The organism is Gemmatimonas aurantiaca, assembly GCF_037190085.1.
Lineage (GTDB): Bacteria > Gemmatimonadota > Gemmatimonadetes > Gemmatimonadales > Gemmatimonadaceae > Gemmatimonas > Gemmatimonas aurantiaca_A.
Window position 1 is genome coordinate 122,666 of record NZ_JBBCJO010000012.1, and the last position, 19,163, is coordinate 141,828.

At 65.1% G+C, this 19,163-nt stretch carries 21 protein-coding genes and 1 tRNA gene; 14 read left to right on the forward strand and 8 right to left on the reverse strand.

Going from position 1 to position 19,163, the window contains the following annotated elements:
* Window positions 1–141: 141 nt before the first annotated feature.
* The 4 genes from WG208_RS15175 (at window position 142) to WG208_RS15190 (ending at window position 3,810) form a co-directional block, all read left to right on the forward strand.
* Complete coding sequence (locus WG208_RS15175; RefSeq protein WP_337172227.1) at window positions 142–843, forward strand: DUF4142 domain-containing protein; 702 nt, start codon at window positions 142–144, stop codon at window positions 841–843.
* Window position 844: 1 nt separating this feature from the next.
* Entirely contained in the window at window positions 845–2,110 is a 1,266-nt protein-coding gene (locus WG208_RS15180) for a c-type cytochrome (RefSeq protein WP_337172228.1), read from the forward strand.
* Between the two features lie 468 nt (window positions 2,111–2,578).
* A complete protein-coding gene (locus tag WG208_RS15185; RefSeq protein WP_337172229.1) occupies window positions 2,579–3,052 on the forward strand; it encodes a hypothetical protein in 474 nt (157 codons plus the stop codon).
* A complete protein-coding gene (locus WG208_RS15190) occupies window positions 3,049–3,810 on the forward strand; it encodes a hypothetical protein (protein ID WP_337172230.1) in 762 nt (253 codons plus the stop codon). Before WG208_RS15185 ends, WG208_RS15190 begins: the two co-directional genes overlap by 4 nt.
* A gap of 105 nt (window positions 3,811–3,915) precedes the next feature.
* On the opposite strand, the gene WG208_RS15195 is transcribed toward WG208_RS15190, so the two are convergent.
* Window positions 3,916–3,989 (reverse strand) — tRNA-Pro (locus tag WG208_RS15195).
* A 209-nt stretch (window positions 3,990–4,198) separates the two neighbouring features.
* On the opposite strand from WG208_RS15195, the gene WG208_RS15200 reads away from it, so the two are divergent.
* Window positions 4,199–5,017, forward strand: coding sequence for a CsgG/HfaB family protein (locus WG208_RS15200; protein WP_337172231.1), 819 nt, complete (start codon window positions 4,199–4,201; stop codon window positions 5,015–5,017).
* A gap of 28 nt (window positions 5,018–5,045) precedes the next feature.
* Here WG208_RS15200 and WG208_RS15205 read toward each other — a convergent pair whose 3' ends face one another.
* The 3 genes from WG208_RS15205 to WG208_RS15215 form a co-directional block, all read right to left on the reverse strand.
* The gene (locus WG208_RS15205) at window positions 5,046–5,891 is read right to left on the reverse strand and encodes a PPK2 family polyphosphate kinase (RefSeq protein ID WP_337172232.1); all 846 of its coding nucleotides are present in this window, start codon (window positions 5,889–5,891) and stop codon (window positions 5,046–5,048) included.
* Between the two features lies 1 nt (window position 5,892).
* On the reverse strand, window positions 5,893–6,348 hold the full coding sequence (locus WG208_RS15210) for a pyridoxamine 5'-phosphate oxidase family protein (protein ID WP_337172233.1): 456 nt from the start codon (window positions 6,346–6,348) through the stop codon (window positions 5,893–5,895).
* Between the two features lie 95 nt (window positions 6,349–6,443).
* A complete protein-coding gene (locus tag WG208_RS15215; protein WP_337172234.1) occupies window positions 6,444–7,412 on the reverse strand; it encodes a cation diffusion facilitator family transporter in 969 nt (322 codons plus the stop codon).
* Between the two features lie 78 nt (window positions 7,413–7,490).
* Between WG208_RS15215 and WG208_RS15220 the strand changes: the two genes are divergently transcribed.
* Together WG208_RS15220 and mtgA are read left to right on the forward strand one after the other, a co-directional pair.
* Window positions 7,491–8,429 carry a lysophospholipid acyltransferase family protein gene (locus tag WG208_RS15220; RefSeq protein WP_337172235.1) on the forward strand — a complete coding sequence of 313 codons (939 nt, stop codon included), beginning with the start codon at window positions 7,491–7,493 and terminating at the stop codon, window positions 8,427–8,429.
* A 13-nt stretch (window positions 8,430–8,442) separates the two neighbouring features.
* Entirely contained in the window at window positions 8,443–9,189 is a 747-nt protein-coding gene (mtgA, locus tag WG208_RS15225) for a monofunctional biosynthetic peptidoglycan transglycosylase (RefSeq protein WP_337172236.1), read from the forward strand.
* On the opposite strand, the gene fabG is transcribed toward mtgA, so the two are convergent.
* Entirely contained in the window at window positions 9,140–9,919 is a 780-nt protein-coding gene (gene fabG / locus WG208_RS15230; RefSeq protein ID WP_337172237.1) for a 3-oxoacyl-ACP reductase FabG, read from the reverse strand. The two genes, mtgA and fabG, sit on opposite strands and share 50 nt — an antisense overlap.
* Window positions 9,920–9,947: 28 nt before the next feature.
* Here fabG and WG208_RS15235 point away from each other — a divergent pair, with 28 nt between their 5' ends.
* From WG208_RS15235 to WG208_RS15255, 5 genes are all read left to right on the forward strand, one after another.
* Complete coding sequence (locus WG208_RS15235) at window positions 9,948–11,468, forward strand: DUF4403 family protein (RefSeq protein WP_337172238.1); 1,521 nt, start codon at window positions 9,948–9,950, stop codon at window positions 11,466–11,468.
* Between the two features lie 30 nt (window positions 11,469–11,498).
* A complete protein-coding gene (locus WG208_RS15240; RefSeq protein ID WP_337172239.1) occupies window positions 11,499–12,563 on the forward strand; it encodes a hypothetical protein in 1,065 nt (354 codons plus the stop codon).
* Between the two features lie 94 nt (window positions 12,564–12,657).
* Window positions 12,658–13,545: a TIM barrel protein gene (locus WG208_RS15245; RefSeq protein ID WP_337172240.1), complete on the forward strand. Its 888-nt coding sequence runs from the start codon at window positions 12,658–12,660 to the stop codon at window positions 13,543–13,545.
* Between the two features lie 177 nt (window positions 13,546–13,722).
* Window positions 13,723–14,097, forward strand: a complete 375-nt coding sequence (locus tag WG208_RS15250; protein ID WP_337172241.1) for a BlaI/MecI/CopY family transcriptional regulator — start codon at window positions 13,723–13,725, stop codon at window positions 14,095–14,097.
* Window positions 14,094–15,710, forward strand: a complete 1,617-nt coding sequence (locus WG208_RS15255; RefSeq protein ID WP_337172242.1) for a M56 family metallopeptidase — start codon at window positions 14,094–14,096, stop codon at window positions 15,708–15,710. Before WG208_RS15250 ends, WG208_RS15255 begins: the two co-directional genes overlap by 4 nt.
* A gap of 53 nt (window positions 15,711–15,763) precedes the next feature.
* Here the strand turns inward: WG208_RS15255 and WG208_RS15260 are convergent, their stop codons facing one another.
* Together WG208_RS15260 and WG208_RS15265 are read right to left on the reverse strand one after the other, a co-directional pair.
* Window positions 15,764–16,156 (reverse strand): type II toxin-antitoxin system VapC family toxin, encoded by a 393-nt coding sequence (locus WG208_RS15260; protein ID WP_337172243.1) that lies wholly within the window; start codon window positions 16,154–16,156, stop codon window positions 15,764–15,766.
* Entirely contained in the window at window positions 16,153–16,413 is a 261-nt protein-coding gene (locus WG208_RS15265) for a type II toxin-antitoxin system VapB family antitoxin (protein ID WP_337172244.1), read from the reverse strand. Before WG208_RS15265 ends, WG208_RS15260 begins: the two co-directional genes overlap by 4 nt.
* Window positions 16,414–16,750: 337 nt before the next feature.
* Here WG208_RS15265 and WG208_RS15270 point away from each other — a divergent pair, with 337 nt between their 5' ends.
* Complete coding sequence (locus WG208_RS15270; RefSeq protein ID WP_337172245.1) at window positions 16,751–16,918, forward strand: hypothetical protein; 168 nt, start codon at window positions 16,751–16,753, stop codon at window positions 16,916–16,918.
* A 26-nt stretch (window positions 16,919–16,944) separates the two neighbouring features.
* On the opposite strand, the gene WG208_RS15275 is transcribed toward WG208_RS15270, so the two are convergent.
* Window positions 16,945–18,084 carry a hypothetical protein gene (locus WG208_RS15275; RefSeq protein ID WP_337172246.1) on the reverse strand — a complete coding sequence of 380 codons (1,140 nt, stop codon included), beginning with the start codon at window positions 18,082–18,084 and terminating at the stop codon, window positions 16,945–16,947.
* A gap of 105 nt (window positions 18,085–18,189) precedes the next feature.
* Between WG208_RS15275 and WG208_RS15280 the strand changes: the two genes are divergently transcribed.
* Complete coding sequence (locus tag WG208_RS15280; RefSeq protein WP_337172247.1) at window positions 18,190–19,101, forward strand: LytTR family DNA-binding domain-containing protein; 912 nt, start codon at window positions 18,190–18,192, stop codon at window positions 19,099–19,101.
* Window positions 19,102–19,163: the final 62 nt, after the last annotated feature.

Below are 19,163 nucleotides of genomic sequence, written 5' to 3' on the forward strand. Positions count from 1 at the left end.
AAATGTCAAATAACAACAAAAAACTATTGACAAATTGGATATTATGACGATACCCTGGTCCTGCGCGCCGATGGTGGCCTCCGCCACATCCCGCCTCCGGTTCAATCCGAACCGAATTTCTCCTACCAGGAACACCGTCCCATGCCCGCCTTCAAGCCCAACACCCCGTCCACCCGTCGCACCGCCGTTGCGACGATTCTCCTCGTCACGGCCGCCCCACTTGCCCTCCTCGCGGCCGCAGACCGCTCATCGGATCCCCTGCCGAAATCACCGGACCAGCTCTCCCCTCGCCCTGCCGCGCTCACGGTCCCTGCCACCAACCAGGTGCCCTCGCTCTCCACCGCAGCCGCAGTGCTGCGCCTGGATGATCCCACCATCGTGGCCATTTTCGATCTCGCCAATGGCGCCGACATCGAGACCGGCCGCCTAGCAGCCGAGCATGCATCGTCGAAGGAAGTGCGGGACTTCGGGGCCATGCTGGCACGGGACCATGAAGGAGTACGGCAGATGGGTCGCGATCTTGCCAAGAAACTCGGCGTCTCGCCCACCCCGCCCGCCGATCGGCAGATGGAAAAGGATCATCAGGCCGCCATGGCCCGCCTGCGGACGCTCAAGGGTGCGTCTTTCGACGTGGCCTTCCTGCGACACGAGGCCGACTTCCACAAGGCTGTGATCGATGCCATCAAGACGACGTTGCTCCCGGCCATCCAGAACGCCGAGCTACGGGCCCTCGTGGTGAAGGTGGCGCCGGCTTTCGAAGCGCACATGATCGCCGCGCAGCAGATGGAGAAGCGGCTGAACGGGCAGTCCGGAGCCAAGGACCTGGAACACCTGGATCACTGAGATGGGCAAGACGCCTGATCCATCTCCCGATGCAGACTCCGGCCCCTGCACGGTGCGGCGCTGGCGCATGGTTGCTCATGCCACCGCGGTCGCCGCGTGTGTCACGATTCTCGGAGTGGCGGCGTGCCGCGGCAGTGAAGAGCCGATAATCCCCGCCCCCGAACCACTCGATCCCGCCCTCGTCACCGAGGGCAAGGACATCTTCCGCTTCGATACGTTCGGTGACGAGCAATACTGGACCGACACGCTGCGCATGCACGAAGTCATTCAGTCGGCGGTGACTCCCGTGGCGGCACTCGGCGTGGGCCTCAAAGTCGATGTCGATGCGCTGCCCGCGGCCGTGAGAAGCGCGCTCGCCGCAGGCCAGGTCGATCTCGATAGTCCGCAAACGACCCTCGCGTTGATCGAACTGGATGCGGTGCTCGGGATCAAGGGCGAGGTACGGACCGACATGACCGGCCGGAAGACACTCGCCCGGGTGGGTATCACCTGCGCGCTCTGCCATTCGACCGTGGACAACTCGTTCGCGCGCGGTATCGGACGGCGTATCGATGGCGCGCCCAACGTCGATTTGAATCCCGGGGCGATCGTGGCCCTGTCTCCTGCCGTGCCGGCGGCCACCAAGGCCGTGCTCAATGGGTGGGGGCCGGGAAAATACGACCCTCGCATCAACATGGACGGCCTGAACACACCGCTCGTCCTGCCACCGGCATACGGGCTGAATGGCGTGGCCCGCGAGACGTTCACAGCGGAAGGACCCGTCTCCTACTGGAACGCCTATGTGGCCGTCACACAGATGCACGGACGCGGATCGTTCAGTGATCCGCGACTGAACATCAACGTCACGCAGACGCCGGATATGGTGACACCGAAACTGGCGGCCCTGCGGGCCTACCAACTCAGTCTGGAACCGCCGCCACCTCCGGTCGGCAGTTTCGATGCACAGGCCGCCGCACGGGGACGGACGCTCTTTGCCGGGGCGGCAGGCTGCGCATCCTGTCATGCAGGCGCGCGCTTCACGGACGTCAACGACGGCGTACTGCATGCACCCGGCGAGACGGGGATGGACCCGCGATATGCCGCACGCACCACCCAGAAACGCTATCGCACCACCCCGCTACGTGGACTATGGCAACATGCGCCGTATTTCCACGATGGCAGCGCCGCCACACTCGCCGATGTGGTGGCCCACTATGACCGGACCCGCAACCTCAGACTCACCGACGCGCAGAAGCGGGACCTGGTGGAGTATCTCAAGACGCTCTGACACGACAGAACTTCCGGTCTCACAACCACAGAGCCAGGCAATGGAGAGCATCGCCTGGCTCCGTGGTTCCTGAAAAGGGCAGACATCCCAATTCTGCGCTTCCTCGAGGGTCGCTTCGGACATCCGGCGAGCGGCGTGATGGGGTCGTCGAACGCCCCGAACGCGGCCATGGTCCGCTCGCGATCAAAGCGAATGCTCCGCTCCTGGATGGACGTCGTGCGGGAGAACTCGGGCGTCAATACCGCTTCGAGCGGCGCAATCTGAGCGACGGATTGCGGCGCAGGTGACTCTTCCGGACCTCTGGAAGCTACCTCATGCCGAGCTTGCGTTTCGGAAACCTGTAAATAATATTCATTCGATATTTGCGAACATAGAACGGGAGGTTCTGTGTCGAAGTATGCTCTGCATCCGCTGGACGTGCCGGTTGCCCTCCACCTACTGGAGGCACCGGCAGACTCCTTCGCCGAAATGGCCAGAAAACTCGAGATCAGCACGAGTACGGCCCACCAGTCCGTACGTCGACTCTTCACGGCGGGGCTGCTCCGCAAAGGGTTCGAGGGCGAGCGGGCCGTGAACCGCCACGCGCTGGTCGAATTCCTGACCCACGGCGTTCGGTACGCGTTTCCTGCTGTCCCTGGGAAGACGACGCGGGGTGTCCCGACGGCCCATGCCGGTCCCGCGATGCGTGGTTCGCTGGTGGTCGACGATGCGGTGGTCTGGCCGGACGCGGAAGGTGATAGCGAGGGGCCGGAGATCGAACCCCTATGGCCGAAGGCAGCACGAGTCGCACGCGAACGCCCGCAACTGTATGCCATGCTGTCCGCCGTGGACGCATTGCGTGTAGGCCGTGTCCGTGAACGGCAGTTGGCCGTGGCCTACCTCACGGAAACCATTCAGCCGCGAAACGCTGCGGAACATCGCCCAGTGTCCGAGCAGGGATGAAGGCGCCCGCATTCACAGGCAGAACCTCTCCAGCACTCGAGCATCTGGGCGGTGTGGCCGCGGCACTTGGGCCGCTCGCTGACAGGGTCGTCTTCATCGGCGGGGCGATCGCACCGCTGCTGCAGACGCACCCCGTCTCCCCTCGGGTACGTCCGACGACGGATGTGGATGGCCTGGCAATTGCCGCCAACTACCCGGAGTTCGAATCACTCCAGAACGAGCTCCGTAAACTCGGGTTTCGCCAACTCGCTTTGGGTGCTGAGGCAACGGGCCATGCCCATCGCTGGACGACACCTACTGGAATTCCTTTCGACCTGGTGCCGGCGGGCACGTATCTTGGCGGGAGCGGAAATCCCCTCGATCTGATCGCCGTCGAGACCGCTGTCCCGGTTACACTGGCGCGGCCGAATGGCAGTGTCGTGGTCATACACCATGCCGCTCCTCCCGTCTTCATCGCACTCAAATGGGCGGCCCACCAGGATCGTGGTGCGGACGACCTGTTTGGCAGTCACGATCTCGAAGATATCCTCGCGGTGATCGCCTCACGCCCATCGCTGTCGGCCGAGTGTGAGCAGACACCGGCACGCGTACGTGCAACGCTCTCTCGGATGGCGAAAGCGTTGCTGAAAGACGAGGACGTGCTGAGCGAGGTACTCCAGGCCCACGTGGTCGTCACCAGTGGGTACGACGTCGTGCGCGTGCATCAGCGGCTTCACGAGCAACTGCGTCGACTGGAGGCGCTGCCTCGCACGCTTTGACGAGCCTGAGCGTCCGTATGCCCCCGGTGAGTCCTTCAGGTCTCCGGTCACGAACACGACAAAAGCCCGACAAGCGAAGTGCTTGCCGGGCTTTCGTTTCTGCAGTCGGGACGGCGGGATTCGAACCCGCGACCCCCTGAACCCCATTCAGGTGCGCTACCGGGCTGCGCTACGTCCCGAACGACTGCGTCCATCCCCAATTCTGCCGGGAACAGACTGAAGAACGTAATCCCTTGCTCACGCAGGGACCAGTCCCTGAGTCCGCTGGCCCAGCTGGCAGCCTCGCACCGTACCCAGTCGGTCGCTTCGGCCCTCCCCCGCGCCTCCGGCATCACAAATCCCCAAAAATTCGTTTGACTTCCGCGACATATCCCACAGCTTTCTTTCCATGCCTACCCTGCTCGCGCTCGCCCTGCTGGCGTTCGGGCTGCTCCCTGCCGCCGCCGGCACCGCCACGACGCTGCCCGCGAAAAAGACCGTCGCCGTGCTGGCGTTCGACAACAACACCGGCAAGTCCGACTACGATCATCTGGGCCAGGGCATGGCGGCCATGATGACCACCGACCTCGCTGCCGTCGACGAGATCCAGCTCCTCGAACGGGAACGTCTGGCCGATGTCACCAAAGAGATCGATGCCCAGCGTTCGCGCTACTTCGACTCCACCACGGCCGTGAAGGTGGGACGGCTGGCGGGAGCCCAGTACATCGTCATCGGCTCACTGGCCGCGGTCGATCCGCAGGTGCGCATCGACACCCGCATCGTGCGCGTCGAGACGGGGGCCATCGTGAAGACCGCCAAGGTCTCCGGCAAACAGGAAGACTTCTTCGATTTGCAGAAGCGGCTCACCAAACAATTGGTCAAGGATCTCGATATCGCTCTCACGCCGGAAGGTGAAGCGAAACTCGATGCCCGCCAGCAGGCCAATCGGGTGGACGATATGGATGCGATGGTGAAGATCTCCAACGCCATGAGCCTGGCCGATGCCGGGGACTATGGCGGGGCCACGTTCAAGATCGCGCCCGTGGTGGCGAAGTATCCCAACAGCGCGTTCGTGAAGATGACCTCCGACGAGATCAAGCAGCGGGCGTCGCGCAAGACGGAACAGAAAGCCAAGCAGGGCGTCGACAAGGCGGAGCAGAAGGCCAAGGACGAGATCAACAAAGGCGTCAACAAACTGATCAAGAAGAAGTGGCCGCCCGGTACGTGATCGCCACATGATGACGACGAATTGACGACTACTTGAAGTCACGCGCCGCTTCACGCACGGCGTCGTCCATCTTCGGATACGTGAGCGGCAACGACTCCAGGGTCTCCACGAGCATCCGCGCCACCAGATAGTTCCGCACCGATTTCCGGTCCGAGGGCACGACATACCACGGCGCCCATTCCGTGCTGCATCGCTGGAGCGCTTCCCGATAGGCTTCCGTGTACGCATCCCATCGGGCGCGGTCCTCGAGATCGTCCAGCCGGAACTTCCAGTTCTTCGTGGGATCGTCGAGGCGCTCCTGCAACTGTTCGCGCTGCTCGTCACGCGAGACATGCAGAAAACACTTGCGGATGATCACGCGATTCTCCGCCAGCATCTGTTCGAACGCATTGATCTGATCGTACCGCGCCCGCCACACGTCTTCCGGCGCCAGCCCACGCACACGCACCGCCAGTACGTCCTCGTAGTGGGACCGATTGAAGACGCCGATCACACCACGCGGCGGCACCACCTCGTGTACACGCCACAGAAAATCGTGCCGCAGTTCCAATGCCGTCGGCGGTCCGAACGCCGAGACCTGCACGCCGGTGGGATTGAACGCGCCGCACACCGTGCGGATCACGCCATCCTTGCCCGCCGCATCACGCCCCTGAAACACGATCAGCAGCGCGTAACGACCGTCGGCGTGAAACACGTCCTGCAATGCCGAGAGGCGCTCGAGCAGCTGCGCGGTGGCTGGCTCCAGCGCCGATTTGGAGGGCGCATCTTCCCATCGCGCCGCCTTGCCGCCCAGGGCGAGTCGTCCTGACGCATCTCCAGAACCATGCACGGGTTCGAGACGAAGGCCTTCCAGAAACATCGATGCGCTGCTCATGTCATCGTGCTCCCACGTCCGTGGCCGCGCGCCCCGTCATCTCGTGCGTGGGCAGACGGAACACCAACTCCCGCGCCGGCGTGGGGTCGTCGGATGAAAACGCCGAGGGCACGAGCGAGCGCACCGCCGCCACGCCCGCTTCGTATCGTTCGCGATCCTGCGGGGTCCCGTCCGGATCGGGGATCTCGATGCGGCCGTGCACCACGACACTGCGCCACCGGAACATCGAGTCGATCTCATCCACCTCGAAGGCCACCCAGGGATGATGCGCCAGCACCTCCACCTTGGTGCCCAGGCCGGTACGGCCGTAGATCCACCCATCGCGATACACATAGTGTACCGGTGCGATATCCACCCGGTCGCGGAACGTGTACGCCAGACGTCCCACGTGTTGCGAGGCGAGCAAGGCTTCGCACTCGGCCACATTCAGGACGTGAAACTGCGGAACGTTGCCCATAGCGCCTCCCGATGAATACGTGATGAATGCGTGAGGAACGCGTGATGCACATGCACGACGCGCACTCCGATACGGCGCGTCATACCCGCGTCGCACTACGCGGGTTCGTACGGCTCCATGTGAATCAATACGCCCGTGGCCGCCGGAATGCGTAGGCGAATCGCCGACTTGACGCGTCCCGACAGAATGTGCGCATCGTGCAGCGACATCGTCGGATCGGCCTGCACATGGATATCCACGTAGAAGGCCGTGCCCGACTTCCGGATCTTGAGCTTTTCGATGGCCAGGACGCCGCTCGTGCCCAGTGCCGCCTGCGCCACATCGTCCTGCAATGCCCGCGCGGGCGCCCCGTCCATGAGATCGTGCGCGGCAGTCCGCAGCAGCAGGCCGGCGTTCACCGTGATGACACCGGCCGCGACGAGCGCCGCCCAGTCGTCCGCGGGTTCCCATCCCGGTCCACCGATGAGCGCCACGGCAATGCCGATGAAGGCCGCGGCCGACGTGATGGCATCGGAACGATGATGCCAGGCGTCCGCGGCGACCGCCACGCTGCCGGTCTCGGCGCTCGCCGCCAGCACCCGTTTGGCCAGCAACTCCTTGATCACGATCACCAGCGCCAGCACACCAAGCGTCCAGGGAGCCGGCGCATGATGCGGAGTACGGATCTCACCGATGGCTTCGATGGCGATCCCCGCGGCGGCCCCGAGCATCAATGCGCCCACCACCGCGCCCGCGATGGCTTCGGCCCGACCATATCCGAAGGGATATCGTTCGTCGGGATCCCGGCTCGCAATGCGCAGACCGCCCCAGACCACCAGCGAACCCACCATGTCGATCGAACTTTCGATCGCATCGGCCACGAGCGCGTAGGCATTGCCCAGCAAGCCCGCCACCAGCTTCACGACCGCCAGGAGGGCGTTGATCACCAACCCCAGTTGTGTCAGTCGCTGCGCCGATGTGGTGGGCACGCCCAGCCCCGGCGTTTCCATTCCGGACCTCCCCGCATTCGACACTCCGGTGGCCGGAAGGCGCGGAATCCCATCGGGCGGCGGAGAAACGGTCATCTTCGAAATATGGCGCAGCACCCCGCGCATCGGAGGCGGCACGGCGCGACCGGTGAGGCGGGTTACATTCCACCGCGCATGACTGAAACCGCATCGCCCCGCGCGCCCACACTCACGCACCGATTGGAGTATGCCGTCACCCGCCTGATGGTGGGGGCGTTGCGTCTGGTGGGCTGGAGAACGGCCAGTTGGGTCGGCGGACGGATCGCCCGTCTCGCGTACTGGCCGTTGGGCATCCGCCGCGGCGTCACCACGCGGCAGATCGCGGCGGCTTTTCCCGAACGCTCGCCGGCCGAGGTCGACGACATCGCCGCGCGGTCGTACGAGAGCTTCGGACGGACGACGTTCGAAACCGCCATCCTGCCGGGCACGTCCCGCGAGGAGATCATCGCGCGTATCGAGCGGGTGGAAGGATGGGACCTGCTCGAGAAGGCACTGGCCGGTGGACAGGGGCTGATCATCGTCACCGGACACCTCGGCAACTGGGAGTTCGGCGGCTCCTACCTCGCGGCGCGAGGGATCGCCCTCGATGCCGTCGCGCGCGGCATGGCCAATCCGATCTTCGAAGACTACGTCAATCACACCCGCCATCAGATCGGCATGGAGGTCATTCACGACCGTGATGCCGTGCGACGCACGCCACGTTCGTTGCGGGCCAATCGGGCCGTGGCCTTCGTGAGCGATCACGATGCCCTCGGCCTGGCCAGTACCTTCGTGCCGTTTTTCGGCCGACCGGCAAAGACGCCCCGCGGCCCGGCCGTGTTTGCCCTGCGCTTCGGCGCACCGGTGTTGTTCATGGTGGTGGTGCGGCAGCCGGGCGGACGGTATGCGCTGTTCATCGAACCGGTGGAGATCGCATCCACCGGTGACCGTGAAGCCGACGTGGACGCCATCGTGCTGCGCTTCACGCAGATGCTCGAAGCGAAGATCCGCGAGTACCCCGATCAGTACTTCTGGCAACATCGGCGCTGGCGTCGCCAGCCGCCCGATACACCGCCGCATCTGCGCGAGCCCTGATGGTCCAGCCCTGATGGTCCGCTCGGCGGCCCGATGGTTTCGCGCGCGTCGATGGTGGCAACGGGTGTTGTTGCTCCTCATCGGGCTCGCGGTGGCGCCCGTGCCCTGCATTCTCGCACTGGGCCTCGTCGACCCGCCGGTCACCATGGTCATGCTCGGCCGCGTGGTGGACCGCCTGGCCAATGGAGAACGTCCGGTGTGGCCGGCGCACGATCCCATCGCCCGGAGCGAATTTTCGCCCTATCTCCGCCGTGCGGTGCTCGCCTCGGAAGACGATCGGTTCTACCTGCACGACGGCATCGATTTCATCGAACTCGAGAAGGCCCTCGAACGTCGTCGCCAGGGCGGCAAACTGCGTGGCGCCTCGACGCTCACACAGCAGGTCGTCAAGAACATCTTTCTCTGGAACGGTCGTTCCTTCATCCGCAAAGGACTCGAGGCCTACCTCGCGCTCATGATGGATTTCCTGTTGAGCAAGGAGCGCATTCTCGATCTCTATCTGAACCTGGCCGAGTGGGGGCCGAATGCCTTTGGCGCGGAGGCTGGCGCGCGTGCGCAATTTGGAAAGAGCGCCCGATCGCTCACGCGGGAAGAAGCGGCGCGCATGGCCGCCATTCTGCCCGCGCCACGCCGCTGGCCGGCCAATGGACGGATCGCGGGCATTCGCGCGGTGACCATTCTGGGGCGAATGCAGTACCCTGCCCCCAAAGTCACGTCCCGATCACCAGCCCCCCGTCCACGCTCAACACCGCGCCGTTGATGAACCCCGCCTGTTCGGAAACGAGAAAACAATAGGCGTTGGCCACATCGTCTGGCGCGCCGAGTCGCGCCAGTGGTGTATGCTCCTGCATGTTCCGCAGAATGCCCGGCGGGATGGCGGCGGTCATGTCGGTGGCAATGAACCCGGGTGCCACGGCATTGACCGTGATCCCCCGGCGTCCGAGCTCACGGGCCCATACCCGGGTCATGCCGACCACACCAGCCTTGGCCGCCACATAATTGGTCTGTCCAAAGTTCCCGTTCGACGCCACCACCGACGACGCATTGACCACGCGCCCCCACCCGCGAGCCAGCATGTGCGGCACCACCGCCTGGGTGCACGTGTACACTCCCTTGAGGTTCACGGATACCACCGCGTCGAAGTCGGCTTCGCTCATGCCGCCCACGACCACCCCGTCCCGCACTTTCACCAGCTGCGCATCGCGCACGATGCCCGCATTGTTGATGAGGATATCGAGTCCGCCGAACCGTCCGACGGTTTCGGCCACGGCCGCCGCCACGCTGACACCGTCGGTGACATCGGTCTCGATGAACATCACCTCCAACCCTTCCGCCGTGAGGGTGTCGACCGCCGCGGCACCGGTGGCCACCGCACGATCCCAGATCGCGACCCGCGCGCCACTCGTTGCCAGCCGGCGCGCCGTGGCCAGCCCGATACCGTTCGCGCCGCCAGTGACAACGGCGCTTCTTTGAGTCAGATCGATACGCATGTGGCGTCAACCTAGGGCGGAGGCAGCATTGAGCAAGCGGCAAATGCAACGGGCAACCGCGGTTGGCACCGCCGTCGGCGTCATGGTGTTGCTGCCCCTGCTCCAGGGGTGCACCGCCGATGCACTCGCGCCCGCTTCGCCCAAAGCGAAGCCCGGTGCGCACATCATCCCGACGCTCCCCACGCTCGACGCGTCGGTGGTGGACGCGCCCGTGCGGTATGCGCTCGAGCCACTGCTGACCGCACTCGAAACCGCCGTCCCCCGTCGCTTCGGCGATCCGAACAAGCGGATCCCGGTGGGCGGGAACGATCGCAAACTCGTGGCGTTTGAAGCCACCCGTACGCCGTTCACCGTGCGTGTGGAGGGCGGCAAGCTGGTTCTCGAGACCGTCGTTGCGTATGAAGCCCGGGCCTGGTTCCGTCCGGTCATCGGCCCCACCGTGAGCGCCGGCTGCGGGGAACCCAAGGACACCAACAAAGACGGCAAGGCCGGCACCAGTGAAGGTCGTCCGCGGGTGCGCGTCGTGCTGCACAGCGATGTCGCCCTCACGCCCGAATGGAAACTCGCCGCCCGCACGCGAGTCACGTCCGTCGAACCGCTCACGAAAACCGAACGGGACATCTGTCGCGTCACATTCATCGGCATCGACGTCACCGACCATGTCACCAAGGCGGTGCTGCCGCAGATCAACGCACGCATGCCCGCGGTCGACCGCAAAGTCGGACGCATCGATGTGCGGACGCGTGTCACCACGTGGTTCACGGCCATGCAGCGCAACATCCGCGTGACCGACAGTCTCTGGCTGCAGCTCAAGCCGGAACTCATTCGCGTGGGCAAGCTGTCACTCGAGGACAGCATGCTCGTGGCCGACGTGCGTCTCTGGGCGCATCCACGCATGATCTCCGGCCCGGAACCCGAGCAGCTCATCGTCCCCCTGCCCAAGCTCACGCCGTCGCTCAGTCAGATCGGTGACAGCGCCCGTCTCTTCATCGAAGGCCTGCTCGACTATCAGGACGCCAGCGCGATGATGCAGAAGCAGCTGGGGGCCAGACGTTTCTACCGGTTTGGCCGGTCCGTGGTGATCGACTCCATCCGCCTCTATCCACTCGACGATGGACGCGTGGTGCTCGCCGTCACCGTGAGCGGTGGGGTGCGCGGGACGGCCTATCTGGTGGGGACTCCCACCATCGATCATCAGACCCGCGCCCTGGTCGTTTCCGATCTCGACTTCGACGTGGCCACGAGTGACGCCCTCGTCGCCGGGCTGGCCTGGCTCAAGAAGGGCGATCTGCTCGAACGCCTCCGCGCGAGTGCGCGGTTCCCACTCGATTCCGCACTCGAAGAAACCCGCGAACGGGTGGAAGGCGCACTGAACCGCGACCTCACCGACGGGGTACGTCTTTCCGGCACAGTCACCACCGGTCGTCTCATGGATGTGCTCGTCCATCCGCGGTGGCTGGTGGTGCGCGCCGAAGCCGCCGGCCGACTCGCGCTCGACATCGATCGGCCCATCCGTCGCGGGGTTGGTGGCGGACCGTCACGACGCTAGTCTGTAGCGTTCTTCCCTCAGCATATCCTGATGCACCAGATCTGTCTGTCCACACGCAGGACCCTGACCGCCCTCCTCGGCGTGGCGTTGCTCGCCCCTGCGGTGGTGACGGCCCAGGCGGCGGCTCAATCGGCCACCCAATCGTCCGCGTCGACGTCCGCTCCGTCCACCAAGCCCAAGGTCGCGCAGGACACCACGAAGCGGCGCCCCGCCGGTGCGTTGGGTCCACAATCGGGAGAACGGCACCTCTCGTTCCGCGACACGGGCAGCGACCTCGATTCGCTGTGGCCGCCGCGCATGCCGGCGCCGCTCCCCAATTCGATTCTTCCCAACAAGCGCATCATCGCGTTCTACGGCAATCCGCTCAGCACGCGCATGGGCATCCTCGGCGAGTTCGAGCCGCAGGAGATGTTGCGCAAGCTCGATGAAGAAGTGGCCGAGTGGAATCGCGCCGATCCAAAGACCCCGGTGCAGCCCGCTCTGCATCTGATCGCGGAAGTGGCCAATCCGCATCCGGGGCCCAGCGGCAAGTATCGCACGCGCATGGACAGCACGATGATCGAGAAGGTGTATGGCTGGGCGAAGAGCCGGAACGCCCTGCTGTTCCTCGATCTGCAGATCGGACAGAGCACGTTGCAGGAGGAACTGCCCTGGATCGAGAAGTTTCTCCTGCGTCCCGACGTGCACCTCGGAATCGATCCCGAATTCGCCATGAAGCGCTCGGGGGGCATTCCGGGCAAACGCGTGGGCAGCTACGACGCCGAGGACATCAATTACGCCATTCGTTTCCTCGCGAATCTCGTGGAGAAGCACAACCTGCCGCCCAAGGTCCTGGTGGTGCATCGTTTCACGCAGCGTGGCATCACCAACTACAAGAACATCAAGCTCGATCCGCGGGTGCAGGTGGTGATCCAGATGGACGGCTTCGGCGCGCCGTGGCTCAAGCGCGATTCGTACTACAGCTACGTGAAGAAGGAGCCCGTGCAGTTCGCCGGCTGGAAGCAGTTCACCAAGCCCAAGAACGACAATCCGCGGACATCGCGAGAAGCCATCTTGCGGCTCTGGCCGGTGCCGCTGTACATCCAGTTGCAGTAGTCGTGCAGTAGTCGTTGCCACCCTCACTGCCGCAGCTCCTCCGCGGCAGGTGCGGCGGCGGCGGCCCGAGTCCCGCCACCCCGGAGATCCCGCGATGGATCGCTCGTCGATGGACCATGTATCGTCCGCTTCCTGCTCCCGTCGCGACGTCCTCTCCACCCTGGGACGTGGGGCCGTCGTCGCCGCACTTGGCGATCCCATCGGCATCACGGCCCCTGCTCCCGTCGCCGGGCGACTGAATCAATCGGTCGCCCGGTGGTGTTTTTCGAAGACCCCCATCGCGCAATTGTGCGATACCGCGCGATCGATCGGCCTCATGGGCATCGATCTGTTGGGCCCCGACGAATGGCACGTGCCCGCACAGCACGGCCTCGCCTGCACCATGGGCAATTCCTTCGGCACGATTCCGATCGGTTTCAATCGTCCAGATCATCACGCCAAACTCGTCGCCGATGGCGAGAGTTACATCCCGCGTGCCGCCGCGGCCGGTGTGAAGAAGATCGTCGTCTTCAGTGGCAATCGGGCGGGGTTGAGCGACGGCGAGGGCATCGTCAATTGCATTGCCGGACTCAAACGCCTCATGCCCGTCGCCGAGCGACATGGCGTGGTGCTGTGCATGGAGATGTTGAACAGCAAAGTCGATCACAAGGACTACCATGCCGATCACACGGCCTGGGCCGTGGAAGTGGCCCGCGGTGTCGACAGTACGAGCTTCCGGTTGTTGTACGACGTCTACCACATGCAGGTGATGGAAGGCGACGTGATGGCCACCATCAAAGCCAACCGGCCCTGGATCGCCCACTTTCACACGGCGGGCGTGCCCGGTCGCAACGAGATCGATGGGGCGCAGGAGCTCAACTACCGCGGCATCGCGACGGCCATCGCGGACAGTGGATACCAGGGCGTCTTCGCGCACGAATTCATCCCACGCCGCGATGGCGCGACGTCGCTGCGTGAAGCTGTCGAGACCTGCACGGTCTGAACCGACCATCTACTGAAAAACCAGTTGACAGCCCGACCGGCGCGCCCCATACTACGGAAGTTTCAGTATTTGACGTCCGCCCGACCTCTCGCCCTCCCCCCCGCCGCCTGCGTCAGCCCCGCCACCGGCGCTCCGTAACGCGTCCGTTTCCCGGCTGACCTTCCCCCATCTCGCCCGATGACCGACTACCACTTTCCTCCGCGTGAACTGGCCGTGATGTCCGTCCTGTGGCGACTCGGGTCGGCCACGGTCGCCGATGTTCGCGAGGGGCTCGACGAAGATCTGGCCTACACCTCGGTGCTCTCCGCGCTGCAGACCCTCGAGGACAAGGGATATGTGCGTCATGAACCCGAAGGCCGTGCGTACCGCTACTTCCCCACGGTCGCCGCCGACCGGGCCGGACGCAGCGCGATCAGTCGCATTCGCGAAGCGATCTTCCAGGGATCGGCGGAGCGCATGTTCGCGCAGCTCGTGAGCGATCGGCGATTGAGCCGTGAGGAACTCGAACGCATGCGCGCGCTGCTGGCCGAACGCCTGGGAGACGAGACATGAGGCATATCCTGAGCGACGTCATGAGCGACATGTCGTTGAGCGCACTCGCGTCGATGTCCGTGGCCTGGATGACGACCAGTTTCATGGTGGGGGCTGGTCTTGCCGTCATCGCCACGCTGGCGCACCATCTGGCGCGGCGCGCATTGCCTTCGCGGTTCATCTGGGCCGCGTCGCTGGCCATCACGCTGGGGGTGACACTGCTGCTTCCCGCGCGTATGACCACCTCCCGCAGCGATGTCACTCTCCCCGCCGCCTCGATCACCGCACATGTGACGAACGAGGATCCGTTCGCCCGCAGCTGGTCCGACCGTGTCGTGACCCTCGCCAGCGCCGCGCTGACCCGCACCGAACTGGGCATACGCGCCGTGGCCACCACGAGCGCGGATCTCGTGGCCTCGGCTCCGCCAACCGCGCAGTGGATGGTGGTGCTCGCCTGGCCCCTCACCACCCTCACGCTGCTCGGTCTGTTCGGGCTGAGTTACCGCCGCCAGGCAGGGGCCCTGGCGCGTGCATCACGCGTGGACCTGCATGGAGTCGCCGTACACGTGGGCGATGTGAATGGCCCGGTGGTCCTCGGACTCCGGACACCGCGCATCGCGGTGCCGGCATGGCTCCTCTCGCGCGATCACGACGAACAGCGACTGGTCGTGCAGCATGAGCAGTCGCACATCGAAGCGCGTGATCCGCAGCTGCTCATTGCCGCCTGCATCACGGCGATTCTCCTGCCCTGGAATGCCGCGGTGTGGTTCATGCTCTCACGATTGCGCCTCGCCATCGAACTGGACTGCGATGCCCGTGTGCTCGCGCGCGGCATCTCGGCCCGTCGGTATGGCGAGCTGCTCATCGATCTCTCCGCCCAGCCTTCCCTGCTGGGCAACCCCGCCCGCATGCCGATATCGGCAACGGCCTTTTCCTACCGCGCGTCCCACCTCGAACGGAGACTTCGCACCATGACGGCTCGCAGCACCCGATTCCTCTTCCTCCGTCGTGCGTCCGTCGCGACGCTGGGTGGCACGGCCCTGCTCGCGGCCTGCCGTGCGGAGCTTCCCACGTCGGCGGAACTGCAGGCCATGGACGTGACCCTGGCGGAGCAGCGTGTCGCGCGGGTGACCCCCATCGACGAGGCGTCCACCGAGTACTTCGTCAATGGTACACGGGTCGATCGTGCCGAAGCCACGAAGCTCACCGCCGATCGTATCGCGACCATCGACGTACACAAAACCGATGGCGGCACACACCGCGTCTATGTGGTCACCGCGGACGGTCGCGACAAAGCATCGGCCGTGACGGAACTGACCCGCGCGCCGCGCACGCCCTTCATCACGCGCGGCGATTCGCTGCCCGTCATCCTCGAGGCCCGCACCGCAGTCGCGGAGACGCCTGCGCAAACGGTTGGTGAAATGCGGCGCGAAGGACCTCGTCTCGTCACCGGCAGCAACAAGCCCTTCGATGGACTTGTCCTTGTTGACGGGGAGCGCCGCACGCGCGACGCGCTGGCGAAGATCGACCCGAATACCATCGTCAGCGTCGAAGTCGTGAAGGGAGCGGCTGCCATCGACCAGTACGGTCCGGACGGCGCCAACGGCGTGATTCGGATATCGACGAAGAAGTGACCGGGGATGTCGAGCGGGCGGTGTACGACGCGTGACACGTGACGCGCAACGCGTCAGTACGCGACCCGCTCGACATCCGTATGGGCGAACTGATCTCCGACGCACAGGATCGGTTCGCCCGCTCCACCCGCCAGGGCATAGGCGAAACAATCGCCCAGCGTGAGCCCCGCGGCATGACGACCGCGGCCATAGGTACGCGCCGCTTCCCGCGCCCGATGGGCGTGATCTTCCGTGAAGGGCACGATCGTCACTTCGAGCTCGCGCAGCAGCGCATCGAGTTCGAGGTCACTGCCGCCCTTTCGCTCCCCCAGCAGCACCATTGCCGCCTCCACCACCGTGGCCGCGGAAATGAGCCGGGTGGGCGACCGCATGATCGCCCCGTGCAGCGCCGACGCCTCCTCGCCATTCCGCCAGAGCGCCATCAAAGCCGAGGTCGTCAGAATCATCGCGGCACCCCCTGCGCGTCGTAGCCGATCACATCGTCCGGCGCGGCATCGGCGATCGGCGCAATGCCCGCGATACGCTCCTGGATGCGCTGAACCCGGCTCCACGACCGCTCCACGGCGCCGAGCTTGCGCAGGCGCTCCCGCGTAAGTCGTTCACGCACCGCGTGTTGAATGGCGTCCGTGATACTTTCGCCGGTGAGTTCCGCCAGCTCGCGCACGAGCCGCTCCGCCTCTGGACTCTTGATGTTGATGGCCATAGAAGAAATGTCGAATCATTTCTTTATTTCCACAAGCACGGGTTCGGTGTTTCATGATTTTCATGTGCAACGTCTTGACATTTCAGAAAAACGTGCCGAGACTGGAAAATATGCACGCGCCCCACATGGCCACCCCGCGACTTAGCCTCCTTATTTCCGTCGTCGTAACCATTCCGGTTGCGGCGATTCTTGTCGTACGCAGCAATGGGGAGAGAAGCCGCACCGTCGCCATGTGACGCCACCGCCGCCTCTCCCGACAATCTCGGGAGCGGCGACCTGGTCGAAAGATTCGGTAGGCCCCTCCCAGGAGGGGCCTTCTTCGTACCAGGAGGTTTCGATGTTCATGCCATTCGATCGCACCCGTCAGCCGACCGCCCGCCACAACACCTTTTCGGCCCCCCGGCAGCCGGACTGGCCGCTGATGGAGCGCACCGCTCCGGCCGCTCCGCAGCCCGCCTCGCGCGAGGATTCCGACTACCGTCAGCAGGCGGATGGTGCGCCGTGAACAGGGTCGCCGGGGATGGCCCGCCTTCATCTGCCGCGTGACGATCGGCAGTCCCTCGGCGCCATCCCCGGCACGGCGATCCCCAGTGGCAGCGCGTCCCGCAGTCTGATCGCGTACACATTTTCGGAGACGATGGGGGCTTCGCCCGCCCGGCCACGTTGCATGCGGGCAAAAAAAAGCCATTGCCCATCCGGGGAGAAAGCCGGTGCGAATTCCGCGGCAGCGGTATTCACCCCGCGCAGGGGAACCGGTTCGCTCCAGGATGTCCCCTGCCGCGCGCTCACGTAGAGATCCGAATCGCCCTGCCCGCTGGCCCGGGTGTCCACCAGCAGGATCAGCGATTCATCGGCGGCGATGGCGGCGTTGGACACCTGGCCGCTGACGTTGATCACCGCGAGCGATTCCGGCGCTGCATACGGCGCATCGTGTGCCGCCGCCGACAAGGCACCACCCACCGGTCGCGACCGGAAGATCGCCGACCGACGCGGCGGACCATTGTCGGCGCGTGCAAAGTAGAGGGTGCCGTTGCATGCAATGGTGGCGAAATAGTCGTCGACGGGAGAATTGACCGGTGCGGGCAGTCGACGGGGCGCGCCCCAGCCTGTTCTCTCACGTGGCGCGATCCAGATATCGAAATCCCGTTGATCGCGGCCACGTCCCTCCCCTCCACGGGTGGAGTTGAACAGCAGGTCGCCGGTTCCCGGCATCACGACCGGATCGATCTCGAGCGCCGTGCTGTCGCTCCACGCCAGGGGACGGGGCAGACTCCAGTCCGACCCGGCACCCACCTCCGTGCGCTCGGACCACACCAGACCGATGCGCCGATCGAACGCGACGCCTTCGAAGGTGCGGCGTGACAGGACCGCCTCGCGGGCATCGAGCGACATCGCGACAATGAACTCGCGATCCCGGCTGAGGACGCCGGGAGCCAGCCGCTCTCCGCTGTGCACGGCGCCACTGTCCTGGGGCGAGGCGCGATGACAGGCCGCGCCGATCAGCAGCAGGACGAGGGCACAGCACCAGGGAACCAGCGCGTCGGCAGCGCCGGCGCCGAATGCTCCTGCGCATTTTCCCCTGCACTCTCCCGTGCATGGTCGCGCACATTGTCCTGCCCTCGTTCCTGCAACCTGCGATGTCCCGAACGGGTAGTGGGAGAAGCCGGCCATGATCGTGAAATGGAAGGTCGGTGGAAGGTCTGCGGCACACATCGGTGTTGCCCGACCGACGGAACGCGCATTCTTCCTGGACCTTCAACAGCCCGCAATCACGGCGTGACGAACCTGCTCATCGATGGTATGAACATCCACGGCGCCACCACGCACCCCTCGACGGACACTTTCGGTTTACGGCGCCTCTCGGAATGGGGAGGCGCGGCCATTGTCCTGATCACGGCGCAGACGCTGCTGCTGCACGGCATCGGCGGCCGACAGACGCCGATATTCATGGCGCTTTCGTGGTCATCCGCCACCGTCATCGCGTGGCTGCTGACACTGATCGTCAGCTGGCCGCTCGTGACGCGTTGGTTCGCCCTGGTCCGGCGGCATCCCCTGAGCGGCATGGCGCTCCTGGCCGTGGCCATCGTCGGTGCCATCGCGCTGGCCGCCGCCCTACGCGCGATACTCGACCTCGGCCTGCCCGCACTCGCTCGTTCCACCTGGGTGGTGGAACGGACCCTGACGGTCCGCATGCAGGACTACGCGTTGCGCTGGCTTGGGCCGGGAGTGTTGTTCTGTGGGCTGGTCCTGGCGCTGCGGTGGCGGTCTGCGACGGCAGCGCCGGTCCCTGTGGCGCCCGAACCGCCGCCCGTTGCCGCGCCGCCTGCCCATCCGATCGCCGCCGCTCAGCTCAGCGTTCGTGTGGGCGAACGGGAAATCATGGTGCCGGAGGATCACATCAGCTGGTGCAAGGCCGACGGCAACTATGTGCATCTGCACCTTCGTCAGGCATGTGGCGGACAACGTGTCCTCACGGCCCGTCTCCCCATCGGTCAGCTCGCACGGACGCTCCCTGCACATCGTTTCGTGCGGGTACACCGCTCCATCATCGTCGCCGTGAGCGACGTCGCGGAACTGCGTGCGCCGCGGGACCGCGGGGCCTCATTGCTGCTGCGCAGCGGGGCCACCGTTCCGGTGAGCCGCGAGGGGAGACGCCTGCTGAAAGAGCAGATGGGGCCTGCGATCTGACAGGCCCCATCTTCATTGCCACGTTGTTGCCGACGGGGGTCACACCCGCAGCCGTCGGCAAC

Excerpts from the sequence above, each read along its gene's own strand:
- WG208_RS15175 (WP_337172227.1), top strand. The coding sequence starts at position 142 with ATGCCCGCCTTCAAGCCCAACACCCCGTCCACCCGTCGCACCGCCGTT.
- WG208_RS15180 (WP_337172228.1), top strand. The coding sequence starts at position 845 with ATGGGCAAGACGCCTGATCCATCTCCCGATGCAGACTCCGGCCCCTGC.
- WG208_RS15185 (WP_337172229.1), top strand. The coding sequence starts at position 2,579 with ATGGCCAGAAAACTCGAGATCAGCACGAGTACGGCCCACCAGTCCGTA.
- WG208_RS15190 (WP_337172230.1), top strand. The coding sequence starts at position 3,049 with ATGAAGGCGCCCGCATTCACAGGCAGAACCTCTCCAGCACTCGAGCAT.
- WG208_RS15200 (WP_337172231.1), top strand. The coding sequence starts at position 4,199 with ATGCCTACCCTGCTCGCGCTCGCCCTGCTGGCGTTCGGGCTGCTCCCT.
- WG208_RS15205 (WP_337172232.1), bottom strand. The coding sequence starts at position 5,891 with ATGAGCAGCGCATCGATGTTTCTGGAAGGCCTTCGTCTCGAACCCGTG.
- WG208_RS15210 (WP_337172233.1), bottom strand. The coding sequence starts at position 6,348 with ATGGGCAACGTTCCGCAGTTTCACGTCCTGAATGTGGCCGAGTGCGAA.
- WG208_RS15215 (WP_337172234.1), bottom strand. The coding sequence starts at position 7,412 with ATGACCGTTTCTCCGCCGCCCGATGGGATTCCGCGCCTTCCGGCCACC.
- WG208_RS15220 (WP_337172235.1), top strand. The coding sequence starts at position 7,491 with ATGACTGAAACCGCATCGCCCCGCGCGCCCACACTCACGCACCGATTG.
- mtgA (WP_337172236.1), top strand. The coding sequence starts at position 8,443 with ATGGTCCGCTCGGCGGCCCGATGGTTTCGCGCGCGTCGATGGTGGCAA.
- fabG (WP_337172237.1), bottom strand. The coding sequence starts at position 9,919 with ATGCGTATCGATCTGACTCAAAGAAGCGCCGTTGTCACTGGCGGCGCG.
- WG208_RS15240 (WP_337172239.1), top strand. The coding sequence starts at position 11,499 with ATGCACCAGATCTGTCTGTCCACACGCAGGACCCTGACCGCCCTCCTC.
- WG208_RS15245 (WP_337172240.1), top strand. The coding sequence starts at position 12,658 with ATGGATCGCTCGTCGATGGACCATGTATCGTCCGCTTCCTGCTCCCGT.
- WG208_RS15250 (WP_337172241.1), top strand. The coding sequence starts at position 13,723 with ATGACCGACTACCACTTTCCTCCGCGTGAACTGGCCGTGATGTCCGTC.
- WG208_RS15255 (WP_337172242.1), top strand. The coding sequence starts at position 14,094 with ATGAGGCATATCCTGAGCGACGTCATGAGCGACATGTCGTTGAGCGCA.
- WG208_RS15260 (WP_337172243.1), bottom strand. The coding sequence starts at position 16,156 with ATGATTCTGACGACCTCGGCTTTGATGGCGCTCTGGCGGAATGGCGAG.
- WG208_RS15265 (WP_337172244.1), bottom strand. The coding sequence starts at position 16,413 with ATGGCCATCAACATCAAGAGTCCAGAGGCGGAGCGGCTCGTGCGCGAG.
- WG208_RS15270 (WP_337172245.1), top strand. The coding sequence starts at position 16,751 with ATGTTCATGCCATTCGATCGCACCCGTCAGCCGACCGCCCGCCACAAC.
- WG208_RS15275 (WP_337172246.1), bottom strand. The coding sequence starts at position 18,084 with ATGGCCGGCTTCTCCCACTACCCGTTCGGGACATCGCAGGTTGCAGGA.